Origin of the sequence: Polaribacter sp. 20A6 (genome assembly GCF_011378915.1) — a bacterium.
GTDB classification, from domain to species: domain Bacteria; phylum Bacteroidota; class Bacteroidia; order Flavobacteriales; family Flavobacteriaceae; genus Polaribacter; species Polaribacter sejongensis.
Window position 1 is genome coordinate 1 of sequence record NZ_WTPZ01000162.1, and the last position, 503, is coordinate 503.

The following is a 503-nucleotide window of genomic DNA, read 5'->3' on the forward strand; positions in this document are numbered from 1 at the left end:
ATATCTACATCCTGCAGTACCTGGAAGGCACTGCGCAGTTCACCCCAACCATCCGACAAACTGCCACTGGTTACCTTCAGAGCGGATACCAAGGACAGCTAAACTACAGGCACAGTGATGGTTCATACAGCACATTTGGCTACGATGCATCCAATACATGGTTGACCACCTTCGTCATGAGGTCTTTCGGCCTAGCAAGGCGTTTCATCTTCATTGATCCCAGTGTCCTCCAGAGCGCACAGGATTGGTTGATCAGCAAGCAGGGTTCAGATGGCTGTTTCATGCAAGAGGGAACCCTGTACCATATTGACATGAAGGGTGGTGTTGGTGATAATGTGACCATGACTGGCTACGTTGTTGCATCACTCCTTGAAATGGGCGTCCTTGTCACGGATCCGGTCATCACCAATGCTCTGTCTTGCTTGAGGCCTGTCGTTGGGAAGCTAGGAAACACTTACACGACTGCTCTGCTTGCCTACACCTTCAGTCTGGCTGGAGAGACC

The 503-nt window shown here is 50.9% G+C and carries 1 protein-coding gene; it reads left to right on the top strand.

Annotation, left to right across the window (positions count from 1 at the left end; all coding sequences use genetic code 11):
* The coding region (locus tag GQS57_RS18810; RefSeq protein WP_205860339.1) for a hypothetical protein at positions 1–503 on the top strand (503 nt) is incomplete at both ends.